Raw genomic sequence first — 24448 nt, forward strand, 5'->3', positions numbered from 1 at the left:
CCCTATTGCGACGCCAGATCGGCCATCTGCTGGCGCAGAAAGTCGATCACCGCGTGGCCGTCGATGCCGCGTTCGGCCTGCTCGCGTTCGATCCAGGCGGTTTCCAGCGGCGCCAGCCGGTCGCGCAGGTCGGCCACAAAGGCGTCGTCGGCGGTGACCACCGTGCGGCCGTCCGCCCGCATCTGCGCCAGCCCGCTGTCCGACACCGTGTCGAACCCGCGCCCGCCCAGGGCCGACAGATACTCGCCGGTCAGTGCGTCGAAGGCGGCGCGGTATTGTTCGGGGATGCGGTCATAGGCGTCCTGGCTCATCAGCACGAAGAACGAGGTGTTGAACAGGCCGCCCGGCACCAGCGTCTGGGTCTGCACCAGGTCCTTCAGGTTGAACGAGGTGTAGCCGTCGGGCGTCATCAGCGTGGCATCGACCACCCCGTTCGCCAGCAATTCATAGGTGGTCGGCGCGGGCGAGGACACGACCGACGCGCCCAGCAGTTCCAGCACGCGGTCCTGCGTGCCGCCGCCGCCCCGGGTCAGCAACCCCTGGAAATCGTCGATGGAATCGACCACCCGCTCGCGGGTCATCAGCGTGCCCGGGCTGTGCGTGAAATAGGCCAGAACGCGCGCGTCGCCATGTTCATGCGAGGCTGCGAAGAAACGCTCATAGGCGCGCCAATAGGCGATCGAGGCCTGCTCGCCCGTGGTGGTCATGAAGGGCAGTTCCATCACGCCCGCGTTGACAAACCGGTCCGGCGTGTAGCCATGCACGCCCATCACCAGATCCACCACGCCATCGTCGATCAGTTCCTGTTGGCGCGGCGGCGGGGCCAGCGATGTCGCGGTGAATTCGATGCGCACCTCGCCGTCGGTGGCATCGGACACCGCCTGCGCCCAGGGGTTCATGATCTCGGTGCGGGTCAGGTGCGTGGGCGGCACCCACCAGTTGAAGGTCAGAACGGTTTCGGCCTGCGCCGTGCCGGCCAGCGCCAGTGCGGTGATCCCGACCATCAGCGGGCGGAGGTTTCTGTCGAGGAACATGGGCAATCTCCCTTTTTGTGTTGGTTGTCGTGAACGGTCGCCTTTTGGCGTTTTCGGTTGCGCGTCGGGGGCTGGACAGGCCGGGTCAGATCGGCACGCCGCCGATACTGGCCCCGCCGCAGACATAGAGCGTCTGCCCGGTGACGAAGCCGGCCTCGGGGTCGGCGAAGAACAGAAAGGCGCGGGTGATGTCGGCGGGCGTCCCCAGGCGTCCGACCGGAAGACGCGCGGCCAGGTCGGCCTCGGCGTCGCTGCCCTTGGGAACGATGCCCCAGAAATTGTCGGTCAGCACGGGGCCGGGCGCGACCACGTTCACGGTGATGCCGTCACCGGCCAGTTCCAGCGCCCAGGTGCGGGCCATGCCGATCATCCCCGCCTTGGACGCGGAATAGGCGGTGCGGGTCCTGGCCCCAAGCGCCGCCCGCGAGGCATTCAGCAGGATGCGTCCAAAGTGGCGGGCGCGCATCGCGGGCAGGAAAGCCTGGGTCAGCGTCAGTGCAGCGCCCAGGTGCAACTGGGTCAGGGCTTGCAGATCCTCGGGGCGGGCCTCGTCGATCAGGTTCGGCAAGATGATGCCGGCGTTGTGGACGAAATGCGTCACCTGATGACGCGCGGCGATTTCGGTGGCGACCCGGGCGGTGGCCTGCGGGTCCAGAAGATCGGCGCTGACCTGTTCCAGCGCGGCGGGGGCGTCGTCGGCGGTGTGCCGGGCGATCGACACCACCCGCCAGCCGCGATCCAGCATCGCGCGCGCCAGATCGGCGCCGATGCCCTTGTTTCCCCCGGTGATGACGGCGGTATAGTCGGTCATGCGTCCTCCTCGATCCTTGCCCGCGCGCGCGCCATCACGGCACCTGCCGGCGCTTCAGCGCGGTGGTGTCCACCGTGCCGGGCGCGCCCACCAGGCTTGCGGCCAGCGTCTTCAAGGTGGCGCGCTGCACCTTGTTGGTGGCGGTCAGCGGCAGGCTGTCCACAAAGGCGATGTGGCCGGGCACCTTGTAATAGGCCATCTGCCCCAGCGCCCAGGTGGCGATCTGGGTTGCCAGGTCGGGCGACGGGGCGTCGGCGACCAGGCAGGCGAAAACCTCGTCGCCGCGCAGCGCGTCGGGAACCGGCGCCACCGCGGCCGCGCGCACCGCCGGGTGGCGTGCCAGGACCGATTCGACCTCGACCGCGGCGATATTCTCGCCCGAGCGGCGGATCACGTTCTTCTTGCGATCGACAAAGACCATGGAGCCGTCGGCGTCGAGCCGGACCAGATCGCCGGTGTGGAACCAGCCGCCGGCCCAAGCCTCGGCCGTGGCTTGCGGGTCGCGGTAGTATTCGCGAAAGAAGCCCGCGCGGGGATCGTCGCCGGCGGCGCGGATCAACAGCTCGCCGGGCTCGCCCGGGGCGGCCGGCGCGCCGTCGTCGCCCAGCACCCGGATTTCCACCCCGGGCCCGGGGCGGCCCAGGCAGCTTTCGCCCACCCGGCGCGGCGGCTGGCTGGCGGCGATGGCGTTTCCACCGCCGGTTTCGGTCATTGCCCAGGCCTCGACCAAAGGAAAACCAAAGCGCGATTCAAACGCGGCGTGCAGCTTGGGGTCGATCCCGGCGCCGAAACCGAAGCGAACGTCCGGCGCGCGATCGTCGTCGCTGGCGGGCAGGCCCATCAGCATCGAGGGCATGACGCCCAGGTAATGCAGGCAGGTGGCCCGTGCGGCGCGCACCGATTGCCACCATGTGCGCGGGTGGAACCGGTCCAGCGCGATCAGGCAGCCGCCCGCGCCGATCATCGCCATGAAGGAACAGGCCATCGCGTTCATGTGGAAGATCGGCAGCGGAGTAATCATCCGGTCGCCATCGGCCAGCGCGCAGAGCCCGCCCTCGGTCAGATACCAGTTGCCCGAGCGAATGAAATAATCGTTGCCCAGGACGCAGCCCTTGGGCCGGCCCGTGGACCCCGAGGTGTAGAGCACCGCCGCCTCGTCGCCGTCGAACACCGGGGCGGCGGTCACGCGCGGCAGCGGCGCCCCCGGTTCGGCGACCGGCATCGCCACGCCGGCGGCTTGCGCCGCGCCGCGCAGGTCTGCCACGCGCGATGGGATCGCCAGCGCCAGCGCGGGCGTGACATGGCCGATCATGTAGTCCAGTTCCGCCGCGCGCAGATCCGGGTTGACCGGAACGACCGACGCCCCCAGCCCGTTCGCCGCCAGCCACCACAGAAAGAACGCGGGACGGTTCTCGAGCAGCAGCATCAGCCGGTGCCCCGGCCCCAGCCCAGCCGCGGCCAGCGCGGTTCTTAGGCGCGCCACCTCGTCCTGAGCGGCGCCATAGGTCATTTCGCCGGGTGCGATGCCGTAGACCTTTGCGGTTTCGGGCAGGGTGGCCAGAAAGGGCCGGTCGGGCCAGCGCAGGGCGGCCTGGCCGAAGGCGTCGTGGACGGTGGCGGCGGTGATCGGGCGCATGGTCAGGGAAGCAACTGGATATTGCCGAAGGCGGCGTCGCAATTGAGAAGGTCCACGCGCTTTTGGGCGATCTTCAGCGCCCCGTCGTGCCAGCGCAGATCGTGTCGGGCGGTGATCGCCAGCAGGAACTGGTCGTCCAGCCGGGTTTCGACATAGGTCATGCGGGTCACCACGGTGTAGCGACCGGCCGCGTTGTCGATGAGATCGCAATCCGGGCGGTTCAACACATGCAGGCAGCGGCTTTTCGGCTTCTGGCTGAAGGTGCGCGCGCCGTTCAGACGCTCGATGCGCAGGCGCAGCATGAACTGGTCCTCCCACAGCAGCGAGGTTTCGCCGATCGGGTCCTGCTGGTTCCAGTCCAGCGGCATCCAATACATGCCGTCGGCCATCCACAGCGCCAGCCAGTCGTCGAAGCGGCCCTCGTCCAGCATCCGGGCTTCGGCATGAACAAAGTCGATCAGATCGTCGCGGGTGATGGCGGGGGTCATTGGGTGGCCTCGGCTTCGCTGGGCAGGGTGGCGGTCATGAACTTGACCCAGGCATGGAACTGGTTGCGCATCTGGCGTTCGGTGGTGCCGTTCAGCACCGCCTCCTGGGTGAAATCCTCGCCGTCCTCATACAGGCGCTGCACGTTCACCCATTCGGCGGCCTGCACCTGCAAGCCTTCCTGCGCACGCTCGTACATTTCCAGATCGTCGTGCCCCACCATCGAGGTGGGCGCGTTGATCATCCGGTTATACATCGCCGTGCGCGCGACCAGGTCCTCGGGGGCGTCAACCAGGCGGTAGATCCAGCTTTCGACCAGCGTGCGGTCGGCGGCCAGCGGGATGAAGTTCCGCAATTGCTGGATCGGGCCCTTGATCATGATCGTCGGGAAAAAGACCGTGTTGTGACGGTTCTCGCCCAGGATCGCGCGGGCGCGGTCCTCGCCATAGGCGGCGGTCATCTGCTCCAGGTAACCCGGGATTTCGGAATAGTCCGAATGGATCGAATGATGCACCCCCGTGTGGCCGTGTCCATTCGGCCATGTGCGGATGCCCATGTTTTCGAAAAACTCGTAGGGCGAGACGAAGGGCGCGACGATCTCCATCGCCGGGGGCGTCTTCATTCCCGCGGGTTTTTCCATGCTTTCCCAGATCTTCACCGCCGTGCCGGCGCTGGATTCGTGCGCGACCATCGGGTGGCAGGTGTCGGTCTGGTTCTCGACCAGCATTTTCCAGTTGCATTTGTGCAGATAGCGCAGCGGGGCACCGGCGACGACCAGCCGGCCCGCGGGCGAGCGGTCGATCATGTTGTCGAAGGACGACAGCGAGCCGCCGAAATAGGTTTCGAAGTCTATGCCTTGGGGCGCCATGCGGGCAAAGACGAAGCCGCGGTAATTGTGCACCGCGCCGACCGCCGTCATGCCGTGGGCCGCTTCGCTCTGGTCCAGGCCGGTGCCGTCGTAGCCCTTTTTCAGCGGGATCGCCAGCAGGCAGCCATCGGTCTTGAACGACCAGGCGTGATAGGGGCAGCGAAAGAACTTGCCGGTGTTGCCGCTGCGGTCGATGACGATCTTGGTGCCCTTGTGCGGGCAACGGTTGTAGAGCACATGAACCTGGTCGTCGCTGTGGCGCACCATGATGACCGGCTGGTCGGCCAGTTGCGTCGTGTAATAGTCGCCCTTGTTCGGAACCTGGCTTTCGTGCCCGACGAACAACCAGGTGTTCGAAAAGAGGTGCTTCACCTCGAGCGCGTAGACCTGCGGGTTGATGTAGAGATCGCGGTGCACCTGGCGGGGTTGCACAAGAGCGGCCATCGCCTCTCGGGTTTCGGGATAGCGCATCGTATGTCCTCCGCCTTGGTTACAGATCGAGCTTGAGCCTGGGCGATTTCGCCCGGCTTACGCAGATGTGCATCAGCTTGCCGGCGGCGCGCTCGGCGTCGGTCAGCACCACGTCGCGATGATCGGGAACCCCCTCCAGAACGGCGGTCTGGCAGATGCCGCAATCGCCGCGCTGGCAGTCATACATCAGGTCCACGCCGGCCTCTTCCAGCACCGCGATGATCGAGCGGCCGGGCGGGATCGTGAAGATCTGCCCGGTCGAGGCCAGCTCGACCTCGAAGGGTTGGTCGCCGGCCTGCGGCGCGGCGGCCTCGAACAGCTCGAAATGCACGCGGGCGTGGGGCAGGCCGGCGGCGGCTGCGATCTCGCGCGCGGCCTCGATCATCGGGCGCGGCCCGCAGACGTAGAGATGGGTGCCGGGCCCGGCGTCGGTCAGCGCCGCATGCAGGTCCAGGGGGCCGCCGGCCTGGTCGTCGTGGTGCAGGCGCAGGGCGGGACCGTGCGTATCGGCGAGGCGGTCGGCAAAGGCCATCGCCCGGTCGGTGCGCCCGGCGTAAAGCAGCGCATAGGGCCGGCCCGCGGATTTCAGATGTCCCGCCATGGTGATCAACGGCGTCACGCCGATCCCGCCTGCGATCAGCAGCGCGGGTTCCGGCCCCTCGTGCAGCGCAAAGTCGTTCCGGGGCGCGCTGGCCAGCACCGTGTCGCCCGTCGCCAGATCATGCATGTAGCGCGACCCGCCCCGGCTCTCGGGGTCCAGCAGCACGCCCAGGCAATAGGCGCGGGGCGCGGCTTTGGGGCCGTCAAAGTCGATCAGGGAATACTCCCGGGTCTCTGCCCGGCCGGGCAGAGACACCGCGATATGGGCCCCGGCCGCAAAGGCCGGCAAAACCCCGCCATCGGCCGCGGCCAGAACGATCTCGCGCACCCGCTCGGCGGCCTGACGCACCGCGATTACCGTGAGAGTCAGCTGGGTCACGAGGCGATTCTCCCTGTTGCTCACCGAAAGCATGAAATATCATATATTCTCCGTCAACAAATATTTTGGACTTCGAAATATGATTTTTCATGAAAGCGGCGAACCCCAGTCCGACGAGAGCCCGTCGCGCTTTCTGTCCGACTACCTGCCCTTTCTGTTGGCGATGGCCAGCACGACGGCCTCGGCCGGGTTTCACGCGCAGGTCCGCGCGCATGGTTTGCGGGTGCCGGAATGGCGGGTTCTGGCCTGTCTGCACGATTGCGACGGGTTGATGGTCACCCGGCTGGCGGCGCAGGCGCTGAGCGAACAATCCGCGATGACGCGCGTCGTCGAACGGATGGAGGAACGCGGCCTTCTGGAACGCCGCAACGACCCGCGCGACCGGCGCCGGGTGCGGGTCTACCTGACGCCCGAAGGCCGCGCGCTGGTGCAGGACCTGGCGCATCAGGCCAAGGTCAACGAAGCGCAGATGATGACCGCGCTGACGCCCGAACAAAGCCGCGCGCTGAAAAGCCTGCTGGTCACGTTCCTGGCGGCGCAGCCCGACAACATCCTGCGGTCGGACGACCTGTAAGCGCCGCCAGGCCGGCGCCGGTCAGGCCCTGCGGCTCATCGTGACGACGGTTGCGCCGATGATCGCCAGGAACACCAGGCTGGTCACGGTGGTGCCCAGCCCCATCCCGCCGAATTCGGCCGGTTGCGACAGGAAGTCACCGATCGACGCGCCAAGCGGGCGGGTGAAGATGTAGCACAGCCAGAAGGCCCACATCGCATCGAGTCCCAGCGCGAAATAGCCCAGCGCCAGCGAGGCGATGATCAACCCGAACAGCGTGCCGGTGCCGGCGAAGCCGACGCCGAAGGCCTCGGATATCAGGTCGCCGACCGCGGTGCCCAGGGCAAAGGTGAACAGGATCGCCAGCCAGTAGAAAGCCTCGCGCCGAAAGGTGAAGACCTCGTGGATCGACAGCGTGCGCTCGGACGCGAACCACAGCGCAAAGGTCGCGGCCAGCGCCAGGGTGAAGCCGATGGTCGAATAGAGCAGCGGAATGCCCAGGGCGTCGGTCATGTTGTCGGTGATCAGCGTGCCGACCACCGAGATCAGCACGACGGCCGTCCAATAGGCGAGCGGGACATAGGCCCGCTGCCGGAACTGCCAGACCATCGCGGCGGCCAGGACGGCGGTCATCAGGACCGTGGTCGCGCCCAGCCCCAGCCCCAGGTTCACCGCCAGGAAATCGGCGGCGGTTTCGCCCATGGTCACGGCGGTCAGCTTGATCAGCCAGAACCCGGGGGTCGCCTGCGGAACGCGGTTGACGGCGGCGGCGGCGGGATCGGTGTGCGAAAAGGTGGCGTCGGTCATGGTCGTTTCATCCTCGGATCTGAGCGATGGCCTGCGCGGACAGCGCGTCGGCATGGGTGTCATCGTCGGCGTTGCAGCGTTCCAGCGCGCGCCTCAGCAGGTCGGCGACCTGGGGGCTGGGCGTGGTGGTGCCGATCGCATCACGAAGCTGCCCGATCATCGCCTCACAGGGCAGCGCATGGCCGGTCTCGTCCGTCACGGCGACGCCCGAGACCAGGCGAACCGGCCCCGCGGCGGCGGCCTGCGCCGGCGCATCCAGCGTTGCGGCCAGGCTTGCCAGCGCGGCCTCGACGCGGGCGCGGTCGGGGGCTTGCGCGCGCAGCGCCGAAAACACGCCGTCCGCGGCGCTGTCGATCGCGCCCCAGGCGCCGGGATCGGCCGGCCTCAGGGCGCCGGCGTTCTGGTCCCACAGTGTTTCCAGATCGGTGATCCGATTCTCGGCCGCGCTCAGATCGCCGCGGCGCACGATGGCTTGCGTATCGTGCACGATGGTCCTGTAGGCCGACAGGTCGCCGAGCCCTTGCGCTGGCGGTGCGCTGGCGGTGGCTTGCGGCGCCGGCTCGAGGGTCATCCGGGCCAGCGCGAAACCGCCGGCCGGGACGGCGATCAAGGCCGCCGACAGCAGAAGATTGTGGAGGGTGGAAGTCATGGAAAGGGTCCTGTCATCATCGCGTCGGGCCCCGGTCGGGTGCCCGTGCGGTCGGTGATGACAGCCGCAACGGCGGATCCTATGACGCGCTTCTTACGCTTTCGTAAGATCGCTGGCCGGGCCCGGAAAACGCATCGAAACCACCAGCCCCGGGGCGTTGTCGTCCAAGGACAGCCGCGCGCCGTGCAGCGCGGCGATGGCCGCGACCAGGCTCAGGCCCAGCCCGGTGCCGGGCACGGTGCGGCTGGCATCCAGGCGCACGAACCGGTCCAGGACGCGCTGGCGGTCAGCCTCGGGGATGCCGGGGCCGGTGTCGCTGACCGACAGGACGGGCGCGCCGTTCCGCAGCGCCACCCCGATGGTGATCGCGACGGGCGCGGCGCAGTGGCCCACCGCGTTGGCAACCAGATTGGTCAGCGCCTGCGTCAGCAGGTCTTCGTCGCCGATGACCAGAACCGGCGTCGGCGGGCATTCGATGCGCAGCGCGTGCCCGGCTTCCTCAGCCGACGGGGCAAGGAAATCCTGCACCGAATGCGCTAGCGCCGTCAGGTCCACCGGATCGCGGCGGCGTTCCACGGTTCCCGACTGCAACCGCGCCAGCCGCAGGATCGCGTCGAAACTGGTCGAGATCGCGTCGATATCGACCAGCGCCGAGCCGATCTCGTGGCGGGCGTGGGCCGGCAGGTCACCGGACAGCACCTGGGGTTCAAGCCGCATCCGCAGGCGCGCGAGCGGCGCGCGCAGGTCGTGCGCCACGTCGGTCGAAACGCGCCGGATCGAATCGACCCCCGCTTCCAGCCGGTCCAGCATGTGGTCCACGCTTGCGGACAATTCGGCCAGATCGTCGCTGCCGGTGTCGGCGATGCGCCGGTTCCATTGCCCCTGCCCGACGGCCCGCAGGGCGTGCTTCATGCGTTCGATGCGCTGTTCGGTGCGCCGCGCGATGGCCAGCGCCAGGCCAAAGGACAGCAACGAGGCAAAGGCCAGCGACCAGGCGGTCGTCTGCGCCAGGATTTCACCGCTTTCCGCGACCCAGGCCTCGTCGCGGGCGGCGATGACCCAGCCCAGCGGGGTGCGGATGCCAAAGGCCTGATAGGCGTCCGACGCGTCCGGCCCCGCATTCGCCGGCCGGGGAATGTCCCGCCCGGCGATCAGGCGGCGGGGGCCTTCGAACGGCGTGGACAGCCGCTGCGCGCCGATCGTCTCGCCCGTGCGGGCGTCGATGAAGGCGAACAGGCTGGAGCCGTCGCTGTTGGCGCGCGCCTCGGCCACGACCTGTTCGATCAGGTCGCGACGGCCGCCGCTTTCGGCGATCCGCGCCAGGCTTTCGGCGCTGGTGCGCACATCGGCTGCCAGGCGCAGCGTCATCTCCTTGGACAGAAAGACATACGACAGCCCACCCGCGCACAGCGTGCCGATGACGAACACCGCCGCCAGCGCCAGCGCGAAGCGCATCGACCAGGACAGGGGCTGCTTCATGGCTGCAAAACGTAGCCGACGCCGTGCAACGTAACCAGATGCGCCTTGTCGAAAGGTTTGTCGATCTTGTTGCGCAACCGGCTGATATGGGTCTCGACCACGCTGGTCTTGGGGTCGAAATGCAGGCCCCAGACCGATTCCAGCAGCACCGTGCGGGTCTGAACCCGGCCGGGGCGTTCCATGAAATGCTTCAGCAGCAGGAATTCGCGCGGTTGCAGGTCGATCCGGTGGCCGTCGCGGGTCACTTCGCGTTTCAGCAGATCCAGCCGCAAGTCGCCGATCACCAGTTCCAGCACCTCGTCGCGCAGCGCGGGGCGGCGCAGGATCGTGTCGATGCGGGCCAGCAGTTCGACAAAGGCGAAAGGCTTGACGACATAGTCGTCGGCGCCGCCGCGCAATCCCGCCACCCGGTCGTCAACCGCGCCCATCGCCGTCAGCAGGATAACCGGTGTTTCGATCTTTGCCGCGCGCAGGGATTTCAGCACCGACAGACCGTCCAGCCCCGGCATCATCCGGTCCAGGATCAGAAGGTCGTAGTCGCCGCTCATGGCCTGGGACAGGGCGTCCTTGCCGTCGGTCAGGTGATCGGCGACGTGCCCCTCGCCGGTCAGGCCCTTGACCACATAGGCGGCCGTTTCGGTATCGTCTTCGGCGATCAGGATCTTCATCTGCCGTCATCTTTCCCGTTCATCGACCCGGCCGCGCGGCGCGGCCGGGTTCTTGGTCGGCGCGGGGCGGGGCGTGCCGCCGCGATCAGTCGTCGTCGGTTTCGCCGTCCGCGCCGTGGTCGTCCAGGGCCTGCGCGTTGTCCGCATGGTCCTGCATATCCGAACTCAACGCCGAGACGAAGACCTCGCCGGTCGCGGCGTCGATCTTGACGGTCCAGGGCTGCCCGTCGGTGCCGACCACCACCGCCTCATAGGCGGCGCGGCCGTCCTCGTCGCCGAACACGATCGAAGCCAGCGCGCCGGCATGGGTCTGAAGTGCGGCATTGCCGGCCTGTTGCGCGCTCAGCGTGGCGCCCTGGAACAGGGCCAGTTCGGCAGGACCGAGACGTTCGGCGGCGGCCGCCAGGGGCAGCACCCCCAGTAGCGCCGCCGGAACGAGGATCACGGTTTTGCGAAGCATCGGTTTTCCTTTCGTCAGCAGGGCCAATCGCCTGCCATCCACACATGGGGGGGCGGGCCGTGGATCGCCTGTCCGCGCCCTTACGCTTTCGTAAGAAGCCCGGGGTCCCGCCATGTCGTCGCCTTGGCCCCCCTCCCTCAGGGTCGAAACGGTCTCTGGTCCAGGCGGGGCAGGGCGCCCTATACAGGGACCGTCAAATCCCCAAAGGAGACGCACCATGAAGATCACCCGAGCAGGAACGAACCCGTCCGCCGAGGCCCCCGAGGCCTGGTTCACCGGCCGCGTACGCATCGATCCCGTGTTCCAGGCCGAGGCCCCCGGCCGGGTCGCCGGGGCGCATGTCACCTTCGAACCGGGCGCGCGCACGGCCTGGCACAGCCACCCGGCCGGACAGTCGCTGCTCATCACCTTTGGTCGCGGCCGGGTGCAGCGCGAGGGCGGCCCGATCGAAGAGGTCAGCGCCGGCGACGTGGTCTGGTTCCCGGCCGGGGAAAAGCACTGGCACGGCGCCAGCGCCGATACCGCCATGAGCCATTATGCCATCCACGAGGCGATCGACGGTGTCAGCGTCACCTGGATGGAGAAGGTGACCGACGCGGACTACAGCGCCTGACGCCGGCGCACCCCGGGGGCGGCCCCCTGCCGAACGAGGCGACGATCCCGGCGCGCGGTTCCGGGTTTGTGGCGGCATGGCCACATCAAGCCGATGATCGCGTTCAGGTTTCCGTTGCCCCCGGGGCGGCTGGCCGGGGGTATTCCGGTCTCGATATCCTGTCAAAACCCTGAGGCGGTATAATTATACCATTGCTATCGAATTCGCTAATCGCTAACCTTTCTTTGGGCAACGGGGCGCTGCCAGCGGCACGTCAGAACCTGTTTCCGCTGCCCGCGGAGAGGGAGGAGATCCAGCATGACCAAGTTTTCCACGGCCGCCGCCGCGCTGCTGCTGTCGACCAGCATGGCCTCGGCCGGCACCTATACGTTGCAAAGCACCTTTGGCCTGACCGTTCCGTCCATCGGGCCCAGCCCGCAGCATTTTGCCGCGCTGGTCAATGAAATGACCGGCGGCGAGGTCCAGATCGAGGTCCACGGCGCAGGCGATTTCGTCCCCGGGTTCGAGGTGTTCGGCGCCGTCAGTTCCGGCGCGCTGGATATGGGCTTTGACTGGAGCGGCTATTGGGCGCAGCAGATCCCGGTCGCCAACATCGTCGGCTCGATGCCCTTTGGTCCCGACCCCGACACCACGCTGGGGTGGATGTTCTACGGCGGCGGGATGGAGATCATCCAACGCGCCTATGATCCCTTCAACGTGCATTTCCTGCCGTGCCATCTGGTCATTTCCGAAGGCGGCGGCTGGTTCAACCGCGAGATCAACACGCCCGAGGATTTCAACGGTCTGAACATGCGCATCGCCGGGCTTGGCGGTCTGACGCTGGCCCGCATGGGGGCCAACACCCAGACCGTTCCCGCAGGCGAAATCTACCTGAGCCTGGAAACCGGCCGGATCGACGCGGCCGAATTCTCGGCGCCGTCGCTCGATGTCGGGATGGGGTTCCAGCGGGTGTCGCGGTATTACTACTTCCCCGGCTGGCACCAGCCCTCGTCGTGGGATTCGATCATCGTCAACAACGATGTGTGGAACGCGATGGGTGAGCAGACCCAGCAGATCATGCTGGACGCCTGCCGCGCCAACATCACCTACAACCTGGCCGACCAGATCAATTCGCAGGCCGCCGCGATCGCCGAAATCCGGGCCGCCGGAACCGAGATCCGCCGCTTCCCCGATGCCGTGCTGGCCGCCCTGCGCGAGAACGCGGACGCGGTGCTGGACGAGCAGGCGCAGAACGACCCGCTGTTCGCCGAGGCGCTGCAATCGCTGCGCAGCTACATGGCGACCGTGGGCGAGTGGTCGACCCTGCAGGCGATCCCGCGCAACTGAGCGGGCCGCTCTGTCGGCGGGCGTGATCGCGCCCGCCGCCGTGCCACGCCGCATCGGAGGGCGAGACGATGCAACCCAAGCAATCCCTCGGCCGCAGGGTGCTGTGCCTGCCGGGCAAGGTGCTGTCCTGGCTGATCGTGCCTTTGGTGCTGAGCATCATCCTGGCGGTTGTCGCGGCGCATATGGGTTGGTCCACCCTGATCGACTGGAACGGGCGCGTGCCGATCCTGGGCTCTGCCCTGACGGTCAACAGTCTGGTCGATTTCCAGTGGTATGCCTTTGCGCTGATCGTCCTTTTCGGCGGTGTCTGGACCTTTTTCGAGGATCGCCACGTCACCGTCGATTTCCTGGCCGCCAACATGCGCCCGCGCACCCGCGCCTGGGTGGCGCTGTTCGGCGACCTGTTCCTGTTGCTGCCGCTTTGTGTGCTGGTCGTCTGGTATGGCGCCCGGTTCGCCGCCGTCGCCTGGAGCACGGGCGAGGGGTCGAACCAGGGTGGTCTGACCGCCCACTGGCTTATCAAGGGGGCGCTGCCGGCATCGTTCTTCCTGCTGGGCGCCGGCGCGGTGCTGCACGCGATCGAAACCGCGCTGGGCCTGTTCCGGCCCGCCAAAGGGCGCGCGGAGGGCGACGATGCTCGCTGATTTCTTCTGGCCGATCCTGATGCTGCTGGCGCTGGTCGCGCTGTTGTTCAGCGGCTACCCGGTGGCCTTCGTGCTGGCCGGTGTCGGCATCGGTTTCGCGGTGCTGGCCGACGTGCCGATGATCTTCCTGTCGATGGGGGTGCAGCGCATCTATTCGGGGACGCTGGCCAACTGGCTGCTGGCGGCGATCCCGCTGTTCGTCTTCATGGGGCTGATGCTGGAGAGTTCGGGCATCGCCGAGCGTCTGATGCGCTCGCTTGCCGCGCTGGCCGGTCGGTTGCCGGGGGGCTATGCCTTTGCCGTGGCGATCATCGGCGTGGTCATGGCGGCCTCGACCGGGATCATCGGTGCCTCGGTCGTGCTGATGGGCATGATGTCGCTGCCGGCGATGAAAAGCGCGGGTTACGACATGCGGCTGGCCACCGGGATCGTCGCGGCCTCGGGGACGCTGGGGATCCTGATCCCGCCGTCGATCATGCTGATCATTCTGGGCGACCAGTTGCGCGTGCCGATCGGGGACCTGTTCGTCGGCGCGATCTGGCCCGGGCTGATCCTGGCCGGGCTCTACTTCGCCTATATCGTCGTGGTGGCGATCATGGCGCCGCACCGGATGCCGCCCCCCGCCCGCCCGACGCCGGTGCCGCTGATGCGCAGCCTGCTGACGCTGCTGCGCGATCTGGTGGCGCCGATGCTGCTGATCCTGTCGGTGCTGGGCACGATCATCGCCGGCGTGGCGACGCCGACGGAATCCGCGGCCATCGGGGCGCTGGGGGCGACGCTGCTGGCGGCGGTCTCGGGCAAGCTGTCGTTCGAGACGCTGCGCCGGTCGGTGCACGAAACGACAAAGACCACGGCGATGATCGCCTTCGTCATGTTCGGGGCGACGGTGTTCAGCCTGGTATTCCGCCGCCTGGGCGGTGACACGATGGTGGCCGATCTCTTTACCTTCGAGGACGCCAGCCCCTACCTGACGCTGGGCGCGATCATGGGGCTGATCTTCATCCTGGGGTTCTTCCTGGATTGGGTCGAGATCACCCTGGTCGTCATCCCGATCGTCGCGCCGATTGTCGCCCATCTGGATTTTGGCCTGCCCGCCAGCGACATCACGCTGTGGTTCGCGATCGCCCTGGCGGTCAATTTGCAAACCAGTTTCCTGACGCCGCCCTTTGGCTACGCGCTGTTCTACCTGCGCGGCGTGGACAGCTCGATCCCGATCAGCACGATCTATCGCGGCATCATCCCCTTCGTGCTGATCCAGATCGTCGCGCTGATCCTGGTGGTGATGCTGCCGCAGCTCGTTCTGTCGCTGCCGGCCGCATTCCGTTAGGCGCCCCCCGCGCCCAACCTTGCCGGGCCGTGACGGATCGTCCGGGTCCCGCCGGGGTCAGTCCCCGACCGCGACGACCTCGCGCAGGCCCGAGTAGCCCAGATCCTCGGACAGGGTGCGGGCGGTCGCCAGCAGGGCCGGCAGGAATTCGGACTGCGCCTTTTCCGCCATCACCCGATCTTCGCCGATGATGGTCAGCGCCATCGACAATTGTCCGGCATGGTCGAACACCGGCGCCGCGATCGCGTTCACCCCGGGCACGGGCGGGTTTTCGATCGTGGCATAGCCGTCCTGGCGGATCGTCTCCAACTCGGCCTTGGACAGGAAACGATGCGTGCCGACGCGCCCCGTCTGGCCATTCTCGCGCCGCTCGGCGCGGATCGCTTCCTTGGCGACCATCGGCGGCAGAAAGGCCGAGAACAGCCGCCCGCTGGCGGTGCCGGACATCGAATAGACCGTGCCGGGGCGTGTGTTCATGTTGATCTGGCTGCCACTTTCCTGCACCAGCACGACCGTCGGCCCGAACGAGCCCCAGACCACCAGCGCCACGATCAGGCCGGTTTCCTCGGACAGCGCCAGCGCCGCGTCCCGCGCCAGCCGCATCGGGTCGTTGGTCTGCATCCGGGTGATGCCCACGTCCATCGCGAACCGGCCCAGAAGATACCGCCCCGTCGTCGGGTCCTGTTCGACCAGTCCGATCTTGCGGTAGCTGACCAGATAGGCGTGCGCCTGGGCCGGCGCGAACCCGGCGATCCGGGCCAGATCCTTCAACATGGTGGCCTCGCCCTCGTCCACCAGGGCCTTGAGCAGGCGCGCGCCCAGCTCGATGGATTGCACGCCGCGCGCCTCGGGTCGGGCTTCGGTTCGGGCTTCGGGCCTGGGCTTGTCGCTGGCGGCTTTTCGGGATGAGGGGGGCATGGGGGCTCCGGGCGGTCGGTGGGCGGTCGCATGAGGGGGGGGCGGCTTACCCCGCGCGGGCCTGCGCGCCGCTCTCTATCGATACGGCGCGGGTGATGGCGGCGGCAGTGTCCAGCAAGGCGCGGACCCCGGGCGAGCCGTCCTCGACCGACAATTCCGCAGCCCGCCCGATCAGCGAAATTGCCATGGCAAAGGTGCCGTCCGGCTCGCGGACCGGCACCGAGACGGCGTTGATGTCGGGGATCGGTGCGCCCCGGGCCGTGGCATAACCGCAGCGCCGGGCGGTCGCGACCTGGGCCTCGAAGCCGTCGCGGGTCATATGCGAACCCAGCGCCCGGCTGTCGCCATCGGCGCCCAGGTTGACCGCGATCTGCTGCGCGACCTCTGGGCGTGGATCAAAGGCGGCGAACACCCGGCCGGTGGCGGTGCCGGTGACGGAATACAGCGTGCCCTGCCGCAGGTTCAGGGCCAGCGGCGCAATGCCCGTGTTGATGTGAACGATCGCCGGCCCGTGTTCGCACCACACCGCGATCAGAGACATGATCCCCATGTCCTGCGTCAGCGCGCGGGTGGCGCGGATCGCGGTAGAGGCCAGCGGCGCGCTGCGCAGCCAACCGATCCCCAGTCGCATGGCAAAGGGGCCCATGCTGTAGAGCCCGCTGTTGGATTCCTGATGCACCAGTCCGACATGGCGCAAGCTTGTCAGATAGGCGTGACATTGCGCGGGGGCCAGGTCGGCGGCCTGCGCCAGGTCCTTCAGCATCATCGGGGACGCGGCGGCCACCAGGGCTTTCAGGATCCGGCCGCTGATCTCGATCGACTGAATTCCGCGCGCGCCACCTGCCATAGTGCTGTCCTGATGTCCCCGGGGCCATGCGCGCATCCTATCGCGTCTTGCGGCTGTCGAACAATCGCCAATCATCGTTCATCAATGGCTTAGGGGTTCGCAATTGCCGTGGATCGCCCCTGTGGCCCATACCCCGGACGCCATGCCCCGCTGTCGGTCGCCCCAGGCCGGGCGCGCCACTTTCCGCTGCGTCTATCGTCCGCGGCACGCGCAATTGGCCCCCCGGACCGGGGCTTTGGGCGGGCCCCGCGGGCTGCCAGGGCGCGCGATCACAACAATCGGTCTTTGACATTAACAAAATAGTTATACATTGAAAAACGACGTTGCCGACGTCGAAACGCGCCGGCACGCCGCCCGGGCATCCGTGCAGCCCATCGACCCCGCGCGCGCCGCTCGTGCGACGCGGTGGTGGGGTGAACCATAGGGACGATCCGAACCGGAACCGCCCCGTATCGACCGGACCGCGCGATCCGTCGCGCGGCTCCCGGGATCGCGGTGCCGGGCGGCCGCTCGACTTTCCGCGACCCCGGCCTACATCTGACCCAGATCCGGGCGCCGGGCGCGGCCGGCCCCGCGCGGCACCCCTGCCGCGATCACGATTCAGGAGACACGCGCATGAGCAAGGCTTTCGCGTCGCAAGGCGACATGACGGAGAAGAGGATCAGTTTCACCGAGGTCGGTGAGGGTCTTTACGCCTTCACGGCCGAGGGGGACCCGAACACGGGCGTGATCATCGGCGACGAGTCGGTGATGATCGTCGAGGCTCAGGCGACGCCTCGGCTTGCGCGCAAGGTGATCGACTGCGTGCGTTCGGTGACCGACAAGCCGATCTCGCACGTTGTGTTGACGCATTACCACGCGGTGCGGGTGCTGGGGGCCTCGGCGTATGGCGCGCGCGAGATCATCATGTCGAACGTCGCCGCGGCGCAGGTCGAGGAGCGCGGGCAAGAGGATTGGGACAGCGAGTTCGGCCGGTTTCCGCGGCTGTTCCAGGGCCACGAGGAGATCCCCGGCCTGACCCGCCCGACGACCACGTTCAGCGAGCAGATGACGGTCTATCTGGGCAAGCGCCGGGTCGAGATCCTGACGCTGGGCCGGGCGCATACCGCCGGCGACGCGGTGATCTGGGTGCCCGATCAGGAGGTGATGTTCACCGGCGACATCGTCGAATACCACTCGGCCTGCTACTGCGGCGACGGGCATTTCCACGACTGGCAAGAGACGCTGGGCAACATCGCGGCGTTCGAACCGCGGGCGATCGCGCCGGGCCGGGGCGACGCGCTGGTGGGCGAGGCGATGGTCGCCAAGGCGATCGCCAACACGGCGGATTTCGTGCGCTCGACCTACAAGCCGGTCGAACGGGTGGTGGCGCGCGGCGGCTCGCTGAAGGACGCGTGGGACGCGGTGCGCGCGGCCTGCGACCCCAAGTTCGCGGATTACGCGATCTACGAGCACTGCCTGCCGTTCAACGTCGCGCGGGCCTATGACGAGGCCCGCGGCATCGACACCCCCCGCATCTGGACCGCCGAACGCGACCGCCAGATGTGGGCCGACCTGCAAGGCTGAACCCGGCCCCCACCGGCCGACCCGCAACCCTCCCCCAGACGCGAAACACGCCAAAGGGGGCCACATTCTGAGGAGGGACGATGCGTTATCACAGTCCGGTATCGTTTGAGGAAGCGTCGGTTTTGGCGTCTGGTTTGAGTGGTTTGACGCGTTTTCTGGGTGGGGGGACGGATGTTCTTGTTCAGCTTCGTTCGGGTTCGGTTTGTCCGGATGACGTGATCGACCTGAAGCGGATCGCGGGGTCTGGGGATATCGTTGGGTCCTCGGCCGAGGGCTGGACGATCGGTTGCGCGGTGTCGGGGGCGCGTCTCGGGGCGCATGCGGCGCTTTCGGCGTCGTGGCCTGGTGTTGTCGAGGGGATGACGCTGGTGGGTTCGACGCAGGTTCAGGGCCGGGCGACGCTGGTCGGGAACCTGTGCAACGGGTCTCCGGCGGCGGACGGGGTTCCGGGCCTGATCGCGGCGGGTGCGACGGCGACGGTGGTCGGCCCCTCGGGTCGGCGGGTTGTCGCGGTTTCGTCGATCCCCGCGGGCCCGGGGCGGACCACGCTGGCGCGGGGCGAGGTGATCGCGGCGCTGCATCTGCCGCCGCGCGGGGCGTCGGCGGCGGACGCCTATCAGCGGTTCATTCCGCGCACGGAGATGGACATCGCGGTTGTCGGCTGCGCGGTGAACCTGCGGCTGGACGGGGACACGATCGCCGAGGCGCGGGTGGCGCTGGGGGCGGTGGCCCCGACGGTTCTTCTGGTCGAGGCGGCGGCGCGGGCGATCGTCGGCAGCCGGCTGGACGCGGCGGCGCTCGAGGCGCTGGCGGCGGCGGCGCGGGCGGCGGCGAGACCGATCAGCGACAAGCGCGGCACGGCGGCGTTCCGCACCCATGTGGCGGGGGTCCTGGCGCGCCGGGTCGCCCAGAGCGCCTACAACCGCGCGAAAGGAAACCGCGCGAAAGGAGCCGCGCAATGAGCAAGATCCATGTGACGGCGACGGTCAACGGCGACGCGGTCGAGTTTCTGGCGGACCCGCGCGAGACGCTGCTGGACTGCCTGCGCGACCACCTGGGGCTGACGGGCTCGAAGGAGGGCTGCGGCACGGGCGATTGCGGGGCGTGCTCGGTGCGTCTGGACGGGGTGCTGGTGTCGTCCTGCCTGGTGCTGGGGGTCGAGGCGCAGGGCCGCAGCATCGAGACGATCGAGGGGATGGCGGGGGCGGACGGCGCGCTGCACCCGTTGCAGCGGCGGTTCATCGAACACGCGGCGCTGCAATGCGGCTTCTGCACGCCTGGGATCCTGGTGGCGGCGAAGGCGCTGCTGGAGCAGAGCCCGGACCCCAGCGAGACCGAGATCCGCTACTGGCTGGCGGGGAACCTGTGCCGCTGCACGGGCTATGACAAGATCGTGCGCGCGGTTCAGGCCGCGGCGGCGGACCTCAGGGGGGGCGCGTGATGCCGAAGGACGAGCGGAAGACCAGCTTCAAGTATGTCGGCACCCGCCCGGACCGTCCCGACGGCCTGGACAAGGTGACGGGGCGGGCGCGCTACGGGGCGGATTACGCGGCCTCGAACATGCTGCACGCGGCGGTGGTGCGCTCGCCGCACGCGCATGCGCGGATCGTGCGCATCGACGCGTCGAAGGCGCTGGCGATGGCGGGGGTGAAGGCGGTGGTGACGCGGGCCGACTTTCCCGAGGGTCTGACGGGCGAGACGTGGAACCTGCAGGAGAACACGATCGCGGGCGAGCGGGCGCTCTATGACGGGCACGCGGTTGCGGCGGTTGCGGCGACCTCGGCCTTGCTGGCGCAGGACGCGGCGAAGCGGATCGAGGTGACCTACGAGGTGCTGCCGCATGTGACCGATGTGGACGCGGCGATGGCCGAGGGGGCGCCGGTGATCCGGGCGGGGGCGGCGGACCATTCGGTGCCCGAGGGTCTGCATCCGAACGTGGTGCGGGTGATCGACTTCGGCCATGGCGACGTGGCGGCGGGTCTGGCGTCGGCGGACCTGGTGCGCACGGCGCGCTACACGACCGAGGCGACGCACCAGGGCTATATCGAGCCGCACGCCTGCGTGGCGCAGCTGGGCGCGGACGGCAAGGGCGAGATGTGGGTCTGCACGCAGGGCCAGTGGTACATCCGGCAGATGTGCGCGGGGGTTCTGGGCCTGGACGCGGCGCAGCTTCGGGTGACGCCGTCCGAGATCGGCGGCGGGTTCGGGGGCAAGACGACGATCTTCATGGAGCCGCTGGCGCTGGCGCTGAGCCGCAAGGCGGGGGGGCGGCCGGTGAAGCTGGTGATGAGCCGGGCCGAGGTGCTGCGGGCGACGGGTCCGACGGCGTCGGCGTCGATGGACGTGACGCTGGGGATGATGGCGGACGGCCGGCTGACGGCGGCGCGGGCCGAGTTCCGGATGCAGGGCGGGGCGTTCCCCGGGGCGCCGGTGGACATGGCGCTGTTCTGCTGCTTTGCGCCCTACCGCATCCCGGCGATCCAGCACCTGGGCTATGACGTCCTGGCGAACCGTCCGAAATGCGCGGCCTACCGGGCGCCGGGGTCGCCGATGGGGGCGTTCGCGGTGGAAAGCCTGCTGGACGAGATGGCGCGCGAGCTGGGCCTGGACCCGCTGGCGGTGCGCCTGACGAACGCGGTCCGCGAGGGGGACAAGGCCAGCTACGGGCCGACCTTCGCCTCGATCGGCCTGGTCGAGGTGCTCGAGGCGACGCGGGCGCATCCGAACCTGCGGATCCCGCTGGGTCCGAACCAGGGGCGCGGGATCGCCACCGGCTACTGGTTCAACCACGGCGGCGAGACCTCGGTGTCGATGGCGATCGGCGAGGACGGGACGGCGCAGGTGTCGGTGGGCACGCCGGACATCGGCGGCTCGCGGGCGTCGATCGGGCTGATGGTGGCGGAAACGCTGGGCATCCCCTACGAGGACGTGCGCGTGAACGTGGTGGAGACCGGCGCGCTGGGGGTGAACGAGCCGACGCACGGCTCGCGCGCGACCTTCGCCAGCGGCAAGGCGGCGGTGGTGGCGACGGGCCAGGCGATCGACGAGATGTGCCGGCGCGCGGCCGCGGCCTGGGGCATCGACCCCGAGGCGGTGAGCTGGGCGGACGGCGCGGCGCATCCGGCGGGCGAGAACGCGGGCCGGTTCGCGCCGATGACCATCGCCGAGATCGGCGCGAGCATGGGCAAGACGGGGGGTCCGATCTCGGGCCACCACGAGGCCACGCCCGAGGGCGTGGGCGCGTCCTTCGGCACGCATGTGGTGGATGTCGAGGTCGACCCCGAGACCGGCCGCACGACGATCCTGCGCTACCTGGTGGTGCAGGACGCGGGCCGCGCGATCCACCCGTCCTATGTGGAAGGGCAGTATCAGGGCGGCGCCGCGCAGGGCATCGGCTGGGCGCTGAACGAGGAATACGTCTACGGGCCCGACGGCCGGCTGCAGAACCCGGTGTTCCTGGACTACCGCGTGCCGGTGGCCTCGGACCTGCCGATGATCGACACCGTGATCGTCGAGGTCCCCAACCCAGGCCACCCCTACGGCGTCCGCGGCGTCGGCGAAACCGGCATCACCCCACCCCTCCCCGCCATCGCCAACGCCATCCACGCCGCAACCGGACACCGGATCCGCAACCTCCCCATCAAACCCGACAAACTCTGGGCACAATCCCATGCAACCCCTTGACGTCCACCTCTGGTCAGGACTGAAAAGGTTCACACAGGGCGCCACGGGCCGGCTGGTCAGTCGTTCGCCCCCGCCATGCGCCGCGCGGCGATATAGCCGAAGGTGATCGCCGGCCCCAGGGTGATGCCGCCTCCGGGATAGTTCCCCCCCATGATCGAGGCGGCGTCGTTCCCGGCGGAATAGAGACCGCCGACCGGCTTGCCCGAATCGTCGAGAACCTCGGCGTATTCGTTGGTCTTGAGCCCGGCGAAGGTTCCCAGGTCGCCCACGTGAACGCGGACCGCGTAATAGGGCCCGGTGTCGAGCGGCGCGACGCAGGGGTTCGGTTTGTGATCGGGATCGCCCAGCGAGCGGTTGTAGGCGGTCGAGCCCTTGCCGAATTCGGGGTCTTCGCCGCGCGCCGCATCCTGGTTGAACCGGCGGATCGTGCGTTCGAATTCCTGCGGGTCGGCGCCGATCCGGGTGGCCAGTTCGGCCGGGGTGCGGCCGCGGATCAGATAGCCCTGCCGGATGAGGTGCTTGTAGGGCACGGGCGAGGGTTTCGCATAGCCCAGCCCATAGCGCCGGAAGGCCCGGTGATCGGCCACGAACCAGGCCGCGTTCTCGGCGTTCGGTCCGCCCTCGTCCTGGCAGCGCCGGACCATCGCCTGGCAGAAGTCGTGATAGCTCTGCGCCTCGTTCACGAACCGCCGGCCCGAGCGCGTGATGGCGATCACCCCGGGTTTCGAGCGGTCCACGAAATGCGGGAAGGTGCCCAGCGTGCCGTCGCCGTTGGGCGGGCGCGAGATCGGCACCCAGGCGGCGGAATGCGGCAACGAGGTATCGACCACGCCCCCGGCCGATTCCCCCAGCCTCAGCCCGTCGCCGGTGTTGCCGGGCGGGGCGGGGCTGACGTGCTCGTGCCCGCTGGGGGCGTGCGGCATCAGCGCCTTGCGGCGGACGGCGTCCTGCGGAAAGCCGCCGGCGGCCAGCACCACGCCCTTGCGGGTATGGATCTCGACCGGGCCGTCGGGGCGGTTGACGATGGCGCCCGTCACCGCGCCCCGGTCGTCGCGCAGCAGTGACCGGACGGGGGAGGAGGTCCAGATCGGCACGCCTTTGTCAAAGGCCGACCGCGCCAGCCGTGCCACCAGCGCGTTGCCGTTCATCAACCGCATGGCGCGGCCATGGAACAGCATGTCGCGGGCGAAGCGCGCCACCAGGCCGGTGACAAAGACCATCGACACCAGAGAGCGCGTCACGTTGAAGAAGTGCAGCAACTCCTTGCCCGAGCCGATCATCATGCCCAGCACGGTGATCTCGCGCAGGGGCGGGCGCAGGCGCTTGATCTCGGGGCCCAGTTCGCGCCCGTCAAAGGGTCGGGCGACGATCGAGCGCCCGGCATCCATCCCGCCTGGGGCGGTGGGGTGGTAATCGGCAAAGGTCGGGCCCAGATCGAATTGCAGCGCGGTGTGCTTCTCGAAGAAATCGACCGCCCTGGGGCCAGCCTCCAGAAAGGCCTCGACGCGGGCGGAATCGTAGTGCTCGCCGGTCTCGTGCTTCAGATAGGTGCGCGCCTTGTCCACGCTGTCCTGGATGCCCGCCCGGACCGCCGGGCCGTTGTTCGGGATCCACATCCAGCCCCCAGAGCGCGCGGTCGTGCCGCCGAACACGGGTTCCTTTTCGGCCACGATGACCGTCAGGCCGCGATGCGCCGCGGCGACCGCCGTGGCCAGCCCGCCGGCGCCCGAACCCACCACCAGCACGTCTACATATTCACGTTTCATGACTGTCTCCGTCATGCGGACAGGTAGCCGCCATCGACGGGCACCAGGGCGCCGGTCACATAGCTCGACATATCCGAGGCCAGGAACAGAACCGGGCCGACCAGTTCCTCGGGTTTTCCGGTGCGGCGCATCGGCGTGTGGGCCATGAAGCGGCCGATGGCCTCGGGGTTTTCGCGCGTGGCGACTGTCATCGGCGTTTCGATGACGCCCGGGGCGATCGCGTTCACACGAATCCCGTCGGGCGCCAGATCGTGCGCCAGCGCCCGCGTCATTTGCAGCACCGCCCCTTTCGAGGCCGCGTAGGCGACCAGCCCGGGGTTGGCCGCGACGGACATGATCGAACCCAGGTTCACGATGCGCCCGCGGGTCTGTTTCAGTTGGTCCAGAAACGCGCGCACCATGTTCATCGTCCCGGTGGCGTTGACGGCCAGGACCGCATCCCAGTCGGCGTCGAAGCTGTCGGTGTCGGGGGCGGTGCGGCGGATGATGCCGGCGTTGTTGACCAGGATGTCGGTCGGCGCGCCGAAGGTCTGCCGCACGTGCCGCGCGACCTCGGCACAGGTGTCACGGCGGGTCACGTCCAGCACGAAGGCGCTGGCCAGAGGTCCGATTTCGGCGGCGGTTGCGTTGACGGCGTCGCGCTGGATGTCGCAGACCGCGACCCGGGCACCCGCGCGCGCCAGCCCGATGGCGATGGCCTTGCCGTTGCCCTGTGCGGCACCGGTGACGACCGCTACCGATCCCTCGATCCCTTGCATGTTCCCTCCCTTACGCCCGGAGCCCCGGGGTGTAGAATTTGGCAGTAGCGAATAAATTAATATATAGCTAACGAAAAGCCGCTGCCAAGAAATTTCTC

Annotated in this window: 24 protein-coding genes; 9 read left to right on the plus strand and 15 right to left on the minus strand. The window is 68.5% G+C overall.

Translation table 11 applies throughout. The annotated features are described in order from the left end of the window. Positions 1-2 precede the first annotated feature (2 nt). From H6900_05120 to H6900_05145, 6 genes are all read right to left on the minus strand, one after another. The gene (locus tag H6900_05120) at positions 3-1034 is read right to left on the minus strand and encodes a TRAP transporter substrate-binding protein (protein ID MCC0072651.1); all 1032 of its coding nucleotides are present in this window, start codon (positions 1032-1034) and stop codon (positions 3-5) included. An 85-nt stretch (positions 1035-1119) separates the two neighbouring features. Then, on the minus strand, positions 1120-1845 hold the full coding sequence (locus tag H6900_05125) for an SDR family oxidoreductase (protein ID MCC0072652.1): 726 nt from the start codon (positions 1843-1845) through the stop codon (positions 1120-1122). Positions 1846-1879: 34 nt separating this feature from the next. Further along, a complete protein-coding gene (locus H6900_05130; GenBank protein ID MCC0072653.1) occupies positions 1880-3481 on the minus strand; it encodes an AMP-binding protein in 1602 nt (533 codons plus the stop codon). 2 nt (positions 3482-3483) lie between these two features. After that, a complete protein-coding gene (locus H6900_05135; GenBank protein MCC0072654.1) occupies positions 3484-3969 on the minus strand; it encodes a phenylpropionate dioxygenase in 486 nt (161 codons plus the stop codon). Beyond that, positions 3966-5306 carry a Rieske 2Fe-2S domain-containing protein gene (locus H6900_05140; protein MCC0072655.1) on the minus strand — a complete coding sequence of 447 codons (1341 nt, stop codon included), beginning with the start codon at positions 5304-5306 and terminating at the stop codon, positions 3966-3968. The genes H6900_05135 and H6900_05140 overlap by 4 nt, the downstream gene beginning before the upstream one ends. A 19-nt stretch (positions 5307-5325) precedes the next feature. Then, positions 5326-6318 (minus strand): oxidoreductase, encoded by a 993-nt coding sequence (locus tag H6900_05145; protein MCC0072656.1) that lies wholly within the window; start codon positions 6316-6318, stop codon positions 5326-5328. Between the two features lie 46 nt (positions 6319-6364). On the opposite strand from H6900_05145, the gene H6900_05150 reads away from it, so the two are divergent. Further along, positions 6365-6859: a winged helix-turn-helix transcriptional regulator gene (locus H6900_05150; GenBank protein ID MCC0072657.1), complete on the plus strand. Its 495-nt coding sequence runs from the start codon at positions 6365-6367 to the stop codon at positions 6857-6859. A 21-nt stretch (positions 6860-6880) separates the two neighbouring features. Here the strand turns inward: H6900_05150 and H6900_05155 are convergent, their stop codons facing one another. The 5 genes from H6900_05155 to H6900_05175 all read right to left on the minus strand — a co-directional run bounded on the left by H6900_05155 (position 6881) and on the right by H6900_05175 (position 10901). Further along, positions 6881-7645, minus strand: coding sequence for a hypothetical protein (locus H6900_05155; GenBank protein ID MCC0072658.1), 765 nt, complete (start codon positions 7643-7645; stop codon positions 6881-6883). A 7-nt stretch (positions 7646-7652) separates the two neighbouring features. Next, complete coding sequence (locus H6900_05160; protein MCC0072659.1) at positions 7653-8294, minus strand: hypothetical protein; 642 nt, start codon at positions 8292-8294, stop codon at positions 7653-7655. A gap of 93 nt (positions 8295-8387) precedes the next feature. Beyond that, on the minus strand, positions 8388-9773 hold the full coding sequence (locus H6900_05165; protein MCC0072660.1) for a HAMP domain-containing histidine kinase: 1386 nt from the start codon (positions 9771-9773) through the stop codon (positions 8388-8390). Further along, positions 9770-10441 carry a response regulator transcription factor gene (locus H6900_05170; protein MCC0072661.1) on the minus strand — a complete coding sequence of 224 codons (672 nt, stop codon included), beginning with the start codon at positions 10439-10441 and terminating at the stop codon, positions 9770-9772. The genes H6900_05165 and H6900_05170 overlap by 4 nt, the downstream gene beginning before the upstream one ends. 85 nt (positions 10442-10526) lie before the next feature. Next, entirely contained in the window at positions 10527-10901 is a 375-nt protein-coding gene (locus tag H6900_05175; GenBank protein ID MCC0072662.1) for a PepSY domain-containing protein, read from the minus strand. Between the two features lie 217 nt (positions 10902-11118). Here H6900_05175 and H6900_05180 point away from each other — a divergent pair, with 217 nt between their 5' ends. The 4 genes from H6900_05180 (at position 11119) to H6900_05195 (ending at position 14811) form a co-directional block, all read left to right on the plus strand. Continuing rightward, positions 11119-11514 (plus strand): cupin domain-containing protein, encoded by a 396-nt coding sequence (locus H6900_05180; GenBank protein MCC0072663.1) that lies wholly within the window; start codon positions 11119-11121, stop codon positions 11512-11514. A gap of 297 nt (positions 11515-11811) precedes the next feature. Next, positions 11812-12840 (plus strand): TRAP transporter substrate-binding protein, encoded by a 1029-nt coding sequence (locus tag H6900_05185; protein MCC0072664.1) that lies wholly within the window; start codon positions 11812-11814, stop codon positions 12838-12840. 68 nt (positions 12841-12908) lie between these two features. After that, entirely contained in the window at positions 12909-13484 is a 576-nt protein-coding gene (locus H6900_05190; protein ID MCC0072665.1) for a TRAP transporter small permease subunit, read from the plus strand. Continuing rightward, positions 13474-14811 (plus strand): TRAP transporter large permease subunit, encoded by a 1338-nt coding sequence (locus H6900_05195; protein MCC0072666.1) that lies wholly within the window; start codon positions 13474-13476, stop codon positions 14809-14811. The genes H6900_05190 and H6900_05195 overlap by 11 nt, the downstream gene beginning before the upstream one ends. Before the next feature lie 57 nt (positions 14812-14868). Here H6900_05195 and H6900_05200 read toward each other — a convergent pair whose 3' ends face one another. Continuing rightward, positions 14869-15729 carry an IclR family transcriptional regulator gene (locus H6900_05200; protein ID MCC0072667.1) on the minus strand — a complete coding sequence of 287 codons (861 nt, stop codon included), beginning with the start codon at positions 15727-15729 and terminating at the stop codon, positions 14869-14871. A 46-nt stretch (positions 15730-15775) separates the two neighbouring features. Beyond that, positions 15776-16576 (minus strand): helix-turn-helix domain-containing protein, encoded by an 801-nt coding sequence (locus tag H6900_05205; protein ID MCC0072668.1) that lies wholly within the window; start codon positions 16574-16576, stop codon positions 15776-15778. A 615-nt stretch (positions 16577-17191) separates the two neighbouring features. On the opposite strand from H6900_05205, the gene H6900_05210 reads away from it, so the two are divergent. From H6900_05210 to H6900_05225, 4 genes are all read left to right on the plus strand, one after another. After that, a complete protein-coding gene (locus H6900_05210) occupies positions 17192-18142 on the plus strand; it encodes an MBL fold metallo-hydrolase (GenBank protein MCC0072669.1) in 951 nt (316 codons plus the stop codon). Between the two features lie 80 nt (positions 18143-18222). Then, entirely contained in the window at positions 18223-19104 is an 882-nt protein-coding gene (locus H6900_05215) for a xanthine dehydrogenase family protein subunit M (protein MCC0072670.1), read from the plus strand. Then, entirely contained in the window at positions 19101-19583 is a 483-nt protein-coding gene (locus tag H6900_05220; protein MCC0072671.1) for a (2Fe-2S)-binding protein, read from the plus strand. The genes H6900_05215 and H6900_05220 overlap by 4 nt, the downstream gene beginning before the upstream one ends. Next, entirely contained in the window at positions 19583-21826 is a 2244-nt protein-coding gene (locus tag H6900_05225) for a xanthine dehydrogenase family protein molybdopterin-binding subunit (protein ID MCC0072672.1), read from the plus strand. The genes H6900_05220 and H6900_05225 overlap by 1 nt, the downstream gene beginning before the upstream one ends. Positions 21827-21882: 56 nt before the next feature. On the opposite strand, the gene H6900_05230 is transcribed toward H6900_05225, so the two are convergent. Next, positions 21883-23592 (minus strand): FAD-dependent oxidoreductase, encoded by a 1710-nt coding sequence (locus H6900_05230; GenBank protein MCC0072673.1) that lies wholly within the window; start codon positions 23590-23592, stop codon positions 21883-21885. A gap of 11 nt (positions 23593-23603) precedes the next feature. Next, on the minus strand, positions 23604-24350 hold the full coding sequence (locus H6900_05235) for an SDR family oxidoreductase (protein MCC0072674.1): 747 nt from the start codon (positions 24348-24350) through the stop codon (positions 23604-23606). Between the last annotated feature and the right edge of the window lie 98 nt (positions 24351-24448).

The organism is Rhodobacter sp. (genome assembly GCA_020637515.1).
In the GTDB taxonomy this organism is placed as follows: Bacteria; Pseudomonadota; Alphaproteobacteria; order Rhodobacterales; family Rhodobacteraceae; genus Pararhodobacter.

Bases quoted from the DNA above. Each gene is read 5' to 3' on its own strand.
- H6900_05175 (MCC0072662.1), bottom strand. From the start codon at position 10,901: ATGCTTCGCAAAACCGTGATCCTCGTTCCGGCGGCGCTACTGGGGGTG.
- H6900_05195 (MCC0072666.1), top strand. From the start codon at position 13,474: ATGCTCGCTGATTTCTTCTGGCCGATCCTGATGCTGCTGGCGCTGGTC.
- H6900_05185 (MCC0072664.1), top strand. From the start codon at position 11,812: ATGACCAAGTTTTCCACGGCCGCCGCCGCGCTGCTGCTGTCGACCAGC.
- H6900_05215 (MCC0072670.1), top strand. From the start codon at position 18,223: ATGCGTTATCACAGTCCGGTATCGTTTGAGGAAGCGTCGGTTTTGGCG.
- H6900_05170 (MCC0072661.1), bottom strand. From the start codon at position 10,441: ATGAAGATCCTGATCGCCGAAGACGATACCGAAACGGCCGCCTATGTG.
- H6900_05160 (MCC0072659.1), bottom strand. From the start codon at position 8,294: ATGACTTCCACCCTCCACAATCTTCTGCTGTCGGCGGCCTTGATCGCC.
- H6900_05220 (MCC0072671.1), top strand. From the start codon at position 19,101: ATGAGCAAGATCCATGTGACGGCGACGGTCAACGGCGACGCGGTCGAG.
- H6900_05120 (MCC0072651.1), bottom strand. From the start codon at position 1,034: ATGTTCCTCGACAGAAACCTCCGCCCGCTGATGGTCGGGATCACCGCA.
- H6900_05180 (MCC0072663.1), top strand. From the start codon at position 11,119: ATGAAGATCACCCGAGCAGGAACGAACCCGTCCGCCGAGGCCCCCGAG.
- H6900_05145 (MCC0072656.1), bottom strand. From the start codon at position 6,318: ATGCTTTCGGTGAGCAACAGGGAGAATCGCCTCGTGACCCAGCTGACT.
- H6900_05230 (MCC0072673.1), bottom strand. From the start codon at position 23,592: ATGAAACGTGAATATGTAGACGTGCTGGTGGTGGGTTCGGGCGCCGGC.
- H6900_05200 (MCC0072667.1), bottom strand. From the start codon at position 15,729: ATGCCCCCCTCATCCCGAAAAGCCGCCAGCGACAAGCCCAGGCCCGAA.
- H6900_05165 (MCC0072660.1), bottom strand. From the start codon at position 9,773: ATGAAGCAGCCCCTGTCCTGGTCGATGCGCTTCGCGCTGGCGCTGGCG.
- H6900_05150 (MCC0072657.1), top strand. From the start codon at position 6,365: ATGATTTTTCATGAAAGCGGCGAACCCCAGTCCGACGAGAGCCCGTCG.
- H6900_05135 (MCC0072654.1), bottom strand. From the start codon at position 3,969: ATGACCCCCGCCATCACCCGCGACGATCTGATCGACTTTGTTCATGCC.
- H6900_05225 (MCC0072672.1), top strand. From the start codon at position 19,583: ATGCCGAAGGACGAGCGGAAGACCAGCTTCAAGTATGTCGGCACCCGC.
- H6900_05125 (MCC0072652.1), bottom strand. From the start codon at position 1,845: ATGACCGACTATACCGCCGTCATCACCGGGGGAAACAAGGGCATCGGC.
- H6900_05155 (MCC0072658.1), bottom strand. From the start codon at position 7,645: ATGACCGACGCCACCTTTTCGCACACCGATCCCGCCGCCGCCGCCGTC.
- H6900_05130 (MCC0072653.1), bottom strand. From the start codon at position 3,481: ATGCGCCCGATCACCGCCGCCACCGTCCACGACGCCTTCGGCCAGGCC.
- H6900_05190 (MCC0072665.1), top strand. From the start codon at position 12,909: ATGCAACCCAAGCAATCCCTCGGCCGCAGGGTGCTGTGCCTGCCGGGC.
- H6900_05140 (MCC0072655.1), bottom strand. From the start codon at position 5,306: ATGCGCTATCCCGAAACCCGAGAGGCGATGGCCGCTCTTGTGCAACCC.
- H6900_05210 (MCC0072669.1), top strand. From the start codon at position 17,192: ATGAGCAAGGCTTTCGCGTCGCAAGGCGACATGACGGAGAAGAGGATC.
- H6900_05235 (MCC0072674.1), bottom strand. From the start codon at position 24,350: ATGCAAGGGATCGAGGGATCGGTAGCGGTCGTCACCGGTGCCGCACAG.
- H6900_05205 (MCC0072668.1), bottom strand. From the start codon at position 16,576: ATGGCAGGTGGCGCGCGCGGAATTCAGTCGATCGAGATCAGCGGCCGG.